Origin of the sequence: Nostoc sp. NZL, from assembly GCF_015714705.1 — a bacterium.
Lineage (GTDB): Bacteria > Cyanobacteriota > Cyanobacteriia > Cyanobacteriales > Nostocaceae > Nostoc > Nostoc foliaceum_A.
Genome location: NZ_WBKL01000018.1, coordinates 1 through 5832, shown reverse-complemented (window position 1 = coordinate 5832; position 5832 = coordinate 1). Strand labels below are relative to the sequence as shown.

The 5832-nt window shown below is 42.9% G+C and carries 4 protein-coding genes and 1 pseudogene; 4 read left to right on the top strand and 1 reads right to left on the bottom strand.

Features of this window, described 5'->3' with window-relative positions:
• Positions 1–158 (bottom strand): annotated as a pseudogene (locus F8R90_RS02125) (IS4 family transposase); the annotation flags it as partial.
• A 762-nt stretch (positions 159–920) separates the two neighbouring features.
• Between F8R90_RS02125 and F8R90_RS02120 the strand changes: the two are divergent.
• The 4 genes from F8R90_RS02120 to F8R90_RS02105 form a co-directional block, all read left to right on the top strand.
• Positions 921–2180, top strand: a complete 1260-nt coding sequence (locus F8R90_RS02120; protein WP_196509177.1) for a DUF4912 domain-containing protein — start codon at positions 921–923, stop codon at positions 2178–2180.
• 85 nt (positions 2181–2265) lie between these two features.
• Positions 2266–3192, top strand: a complete 927-nt coding sequence (locus F8R90_RS02115; RefSeq protein ID WP_196509174.1) for a phosphodiester glycosidase family protein — start codon at positions 2266–2268, stop codon at positions 3190–3192.
• 183 nt (positions 3193–3375) lie between these two features.
• Positions 3376–3609, top strand: a complete 234-nt coding sequence (locus F8R90_RS02110) for a helix-turn-helix domain-containing protein (RefSeq protein ID WP_331000588.1) — start codon at positions 3376–3378, stop codon at positions 3607–3609.
• A 279-nt stretch (positions 3610–3888) separates the two neighbouring features.
• Positions 3889–5832: sensor histidine kinase (locus tag F8R90_RS02105; RefSeq protein ID WP_230966050.1), on the top strand; the 1944-nt coding region annotated here is incomplete at its 3' end.

The window sequence follows — 5832 nt, the reverse complement described above, 5'->3', positions numbered from 1 at the left end:
CTACTTTCAAAAAATATGGGGATAGGTAAAGCAGTAGCCAATGCTTCAATGCTAACAGTTTTAATAGATTGTAATAAATTTATCAGGATCTTTAGTAATAAATATTCTGCACGTCCCAATTCTCGCTTGAGGTTTGTTTCGTAGAATTCTGGTAATATTATCATTAATAGGGCTTATTGCGAATTAATACTCTTTTTCTTTTACCATAAATTGCTACACTACTTGCCATATATCTATTTCAGGGTATTTTGTCTCCCCTCAAGGTCAGAGACTCAATGTCTGACTGGAGGCGGCAGCCTCTAATAATCCATTCCTATGCAGAGCATGGGAACGAGAGAAATCCACCTTTTTCGCCTGGAAACTGACTCTGGGTCTACTTGTATGTACACCGTAGCCTAAAAGGAAAGAGATTTAGAGAGGTTTTCCAGATACCGTGAAAAGTCAGATAGTAGTGGGTTTAATTCCTCACACCAAGCCCCTTTAAATCCTGCTCCTGTCTTTGTAGATTTAGGTTTTTGACCAACACACAACACAATGTCATGAAAAATTGACATTTTTGCCATTGCTCGACATCCAACTAGCTATCGATGTCATAAAATCATGACAATTAGATCCCGGAAGGGCTGATAAATTCGTGTAACAGGCAAAAAACCTATGGAAAACACTTGATCCCTACATATGCTTAGTGGTTAATATTGACTTAACAAATAGAACTTCTCCGATCCCGAAGAAATGCTAATTTTGGCAGAACTAAGGAATTGAAAGAAGTGACCCCAATTTAAAAACAGACTAAAAAACTTAAAAACTGGGCAAAACCAGGAGTCAGGAATAAGAAATTCATCTGGAGTGGATGACATTTTATATAGCATTCTTTAACCAGGGGAAATCATTTACCGCTTAAACTACTGGAGGCCAAATTAATGGCAAAAGAACGCCCGCCACTAGAGGAGATGACCTTACGCCAACTACGCAAAGTTGCTAGCGAATATAGCATCTCTCGCTATAGCCGAATGCGTAAATCACAATTGCTGGCATCAATTCAAGAAGTCCAGCGCAGCAAAAATTCGTTCAGTCCATCTCGTTCATTGGAGGCACAGGAAACCGTGGAAGCTGCAAAGTTTGAATTAGGTCAGGAAGATCGTACTGGTGGATCTCTAGCTGATGTTGATGAAGGACTCGCAGATTTACCTTCTGGCTATGGTGAAAGCCGGATTGTTCTATTACCACGTGATCCTCAGTGGGCTTACACTTACTGGGATATTCCTAATGAGCACAAAGAGGAACTGCGCCGGCAAGGCGGACAACAACTGGCACTACGGATTTATGATGTCACCGACATCGATATCGAATACCAAAGCCCCCACAGCATTCAAGAATATCCTGCTGATGAACTAGCTAGAGAATGGTATCTACCAGTTCCAGTTAGCGATCGCGATTATGTAATCGATATCGGCTATCGTGCTGCTGATGGTCGCTGGTTAGTACTCGCTCGTTCTGCTAGAGTACACATTCCTCCCGTTTATCCTTCTGACTGGATAGAGGATGTCTTCATCACTGTCAACTTTGAAGAAGATTTGCGTGGTAAGACTCAATACGAACTAGTTCCCCCTGCCAAGAAGATTGCAGCTACCGCCAGTGGTAATCCTGTGAATACCAACGGCAACCCCATCTACGACCAAATCTTTGGTTTAGCTGAATCTGCCGAAGCACTACGGGTTGCTGGTTCTATCTTCGGCTCCCAGCACCAAGTACCAGGTTCAGCACGTCCTGAACAAGCCATTAGCTCCTACGTTTTCCCATCTGGTGTGGGTATGTGGGCAGTTCCTACCGTCTCTGGCTTAACTGCTTCCGGTGTAGGAATGTCAGGTGTTGGCTTCTCAGCTTCCGCCATACCAATGCGTCCGCGCCAGTTCTGGTTAATTGCCGATGCTGAGTTGATAGTCTACGGTGCAACAGAACCTGATGCTACCGTAACCATTGGTGGTCGCCCAATTCAGCTAAATCCAGATGGAACATTCCGCTTCCAGATGTCCTTCCAGGATGGTTTAATTGACTATCCGATTTTGGCTGTAGCTGCTGATGGTGAACAAACCCGGTCAATTCAGATGAAATTTAACCGTGAGACACCATCCCGAAATACCAATACCAAAGAAGAAGCTGTTTTAGAGTGGTTTTCTTAAGTTTTGGTTATCAGATTAACTCCAGACTGAAATTTTAAATTATTCCCCGCTATAGTAATTCTGTAGCGGTTTTTTTTGCATCATTATGTCTACAAAAAAAATATTTTTGTTATTTATCTTGATAATTGGTGCAAGCTTATTATCAGGTTGTCAAGAAATTGAAGCAAATTCAGTACCAAAAGCATCTAAAACTTGTCCTGGCAAAGATCCTAAGTTCAGTATTGACTTTTTTAAAACCAATAATCATGGTAAAAAAAATCAAAGAGGTATTAACAATGTGATTATTTTTAATCCCAAATCATCAGAATTAGATTTCAAAGTTAATGTTGGTCTATCTCATAAACTTTATGCCAAAGATGCTAGGGGGAAACTGCGTAAAGAATATGTACCAAAGCAGTTTCGTGATCTCATTGTCGATGATAATGCCAAATTAAACGGACAGCTACCGATTGCTGCAATTAATGCTGACTATATAGGTACTGATGATAAACCACAAGGCTTAAATGTTTCTCGTGGTGTCGAGTATTCAGGAGCATTTAAGAATAAGCGCTCTTCTTTTGGGATCTCAGGAGGTACACCCCAGCAGCGACAGGCTACTATCCAGGCTGGTAGAAGAAAAAGCGATATTCTTAATTACAATTTAGTGGGCGGTAATGGCAGATTCTATCGTCAGGGTAAGTTTAAAGACATTTGTCAAGATTTGGGAGAATTTGCTTGTAAAAATGCAACTAATCGTTCTTTGGCAGCTATCACTAATCAAGGCTATGTAATACTATTAGTTAATGACTTGAAAGCTAATTCAGATATTGAATTATCTCAAGTTAATCAAGAGTTACTGCCAGATATGTTTGATAATGTCCTGGAAGGCATTGCTAGCAATAACTGTTTAGGTAAGATTCAAGAAGGGATATTATTTGATGGGGGTATGTCTCCAGGATTGTATTACAACCAAAAAACTTATGTAGAAAATTTTGGGCCGATTGGTTCAGTTTTTTTGATCTACAAAAAGTAAATGACTTGGTTAGGTTTTTTAAGATTTTGATGTTAGCAATAATACTTTTCAAACATCCTCTAACTTGAGATTAAAATCTCTATCTCAGGATTAATAGACGCAAAAGAACACTCTGTCGTAGAAATGATAATATATAGTGCTTTATAAACTTTGATCTATATGCTTCAGAGTGGAAGCCTACTTGTGGCAAAGCAACCTAATATTGGCAAACTAGTTCGTGCCCTGCGGCAAGAGTTAAATCTGTCTCAAGAAAAATTTGCCGCCGAGTTTGGTGTCACTTTTGCAACAATTAATCGTTGGGAAAATGGACGTGTAACACCTTCTCCTTTAGCAATACAGCGAATTAGTAGTTTACTCAATGAGTTAGGTGAACGTGGTCAAATTGTTAAGGTAACAGACTTCCGACAAGAGGAGTAAGCTTTGTGAGTTCTGAATGAGAATCGGCCTTGGTAGCTTGGAATATAGATGATATAAAGGTGACTATAGAAAATAGCCAAAACAGCAACTTGCCCCTAAAAGACAATCTCAATGCTTTGAAAAGTCACGGCAGAGTTGGGATTTTACGCTATATCTGTCCTTGAATATCCTCAAAAATGACTGTTTAGGATCATAAACCTCTGATTTAGAGGGGATTTTTCCCAAAAGACGACCACAGATATAGCCTGTAATCGACGCATGACCAATCGAGAGGAATCAATGAAGAACGAGTCAACGTCAGCAAGCAACGCCGACGTAAATTTCCTTCTCGGTGGAGGTGAAATGGGTGCGCGGATGCGAGAACAGGACTGGTCAAAAACTTCCCTTGGCCCAACACAGCAGTGGCCACAGAGTTTGAAGACTGCTGTCCGAATTATGCTGACTTGCCGTCAACCTATGTTTGTCTGGTGGGGCGAGGAACTGATTAACCTTTACAATGACGCTTATAAGGGTATTATTGGCGGCAAACATCCAGAAGCACTTGGACAGCCAGCTTCTTATGTATGGCGGGAAATATGGGATCAGATTGGGCCTCGAGCAGAATCAGCGATGCTGAAGAACGAGGGCACTTACGACGAAGCGCTACTGCTAATTATGGAGCGCAACGGCTACCCGGAGGAAACCTATTACACTTTTTCATATAGCCCGGTTCCTAATGACCAGGGCGACACAGGTGGGATCATCTGTGCCAATACAGAGGACACGCAGCGCATCATCGGTGAGCGTCAGTTAGCGCTTTTACGCGAACTAGCGGCGAGGACGGCAGATGCACGGACATTTGATGAAGCTTGTACGCTGAGTGCGAATTGTCTAGAGAGCAATCCTTACGACCTGCCTTTTGCAATGATTTATCTGGTTGACCCAGATCAGCAGCAAGTTTTTCTGGCTGGAACGTGCCGCATTGGGGAAAACCACGTAGCAGTTCCAGAAACAGTAGCTCTCGATTCTGATTCAGTTTGGCCCTTTGCGGAAGTGATTAGAACACATCAGGCAAAATTGATTTCCGATTTGGCAGTGTCTTTTAGTAGCTTACCTTGTGGTGTTTGGCAGCGATCGCCCCATCAAGCGATCGCTGTGCCAATTGCACCATCTGGTCAAACGGGAAAAGCTGGTATATTAATTGCTGGTTTGAATCCCTTTAGGCTATTCGACGATAATTATAGAGGATTCATCGATTTAGTTGCGGCTCAAATTGCAGCCAGCATCGCTAACGCCCAAGCTTACGAGGAAGAACGCAAACGTGCTGAAGCCTTGGCAGAAATTGATCGCGCTAAAACCATCTTTTTCAGCAACGTCAGCCACGAGTTCCGTACCCCACTTACCCTGATGTTGGGGCCATTAGAGGAAACCTTAGCCAATTGTGCCACTCTGCTTCCAGCCAACGAACGAGAGCAGTTAGAAATGGTGCAACGCAACGGACTCCGCTTGCTGAAACTGGTCAACAGCCTGCTAGACTTCTCGCGCATTGAAGCTGGAAGAGTTCAAGCTTCATACGAACCCACCAACCTTGCCACTTTCACCGCAGAACTAGCTAGTGTATTTCGTTCAACGGTAGAACGGGCAGGGATGCAGTTATCAGTCAATTGTCCTTCCCTTCCAGCACCAGTATATGTAGATCGAGAGATGTGGGAAAAAATTGTTCTTAACCTGCTCTCAAATGCATTTAAGTTCACGATGGTTGGAGAAATTACTGTCAGCTTACAGTGGTCAAATGACCATATTGAGTTCGCAGTAAAAGACACAGGAATCGGTATCCCAGCAGAAGAAATCCCCCACCTTTTTGAACGATTTCACCGTGTCAAAGGAGCGCAAGGACGTACTTTTGAAGGATCAGGAATTGGATTGTCGCTGGTGCAAGAATTGGTGCAAATGCATGGTGGAACAGTCCATGTCACCAGTGTTTTAGGAGCAGGTAGTTGCTTTACTGTGTCAATTCCAACAGGATCTGCTCATTTGCCTCCAGACCGGATTAGTGCCCCTCGAACCTTAGCTTCAACTGCATTAGGGGCAACACCCTATCTAGAAGAGGCACTGCGTTGGCTACCACAAGAGGGGACTGGAGACTGGGGACTAGGAATTGGGGACAGGGAAATGGGAAAATGGGAAACTGGGGAATGCACAAGAGAAGATTTTTCGCAATCCCCAATCCCCAATCCCCAATCC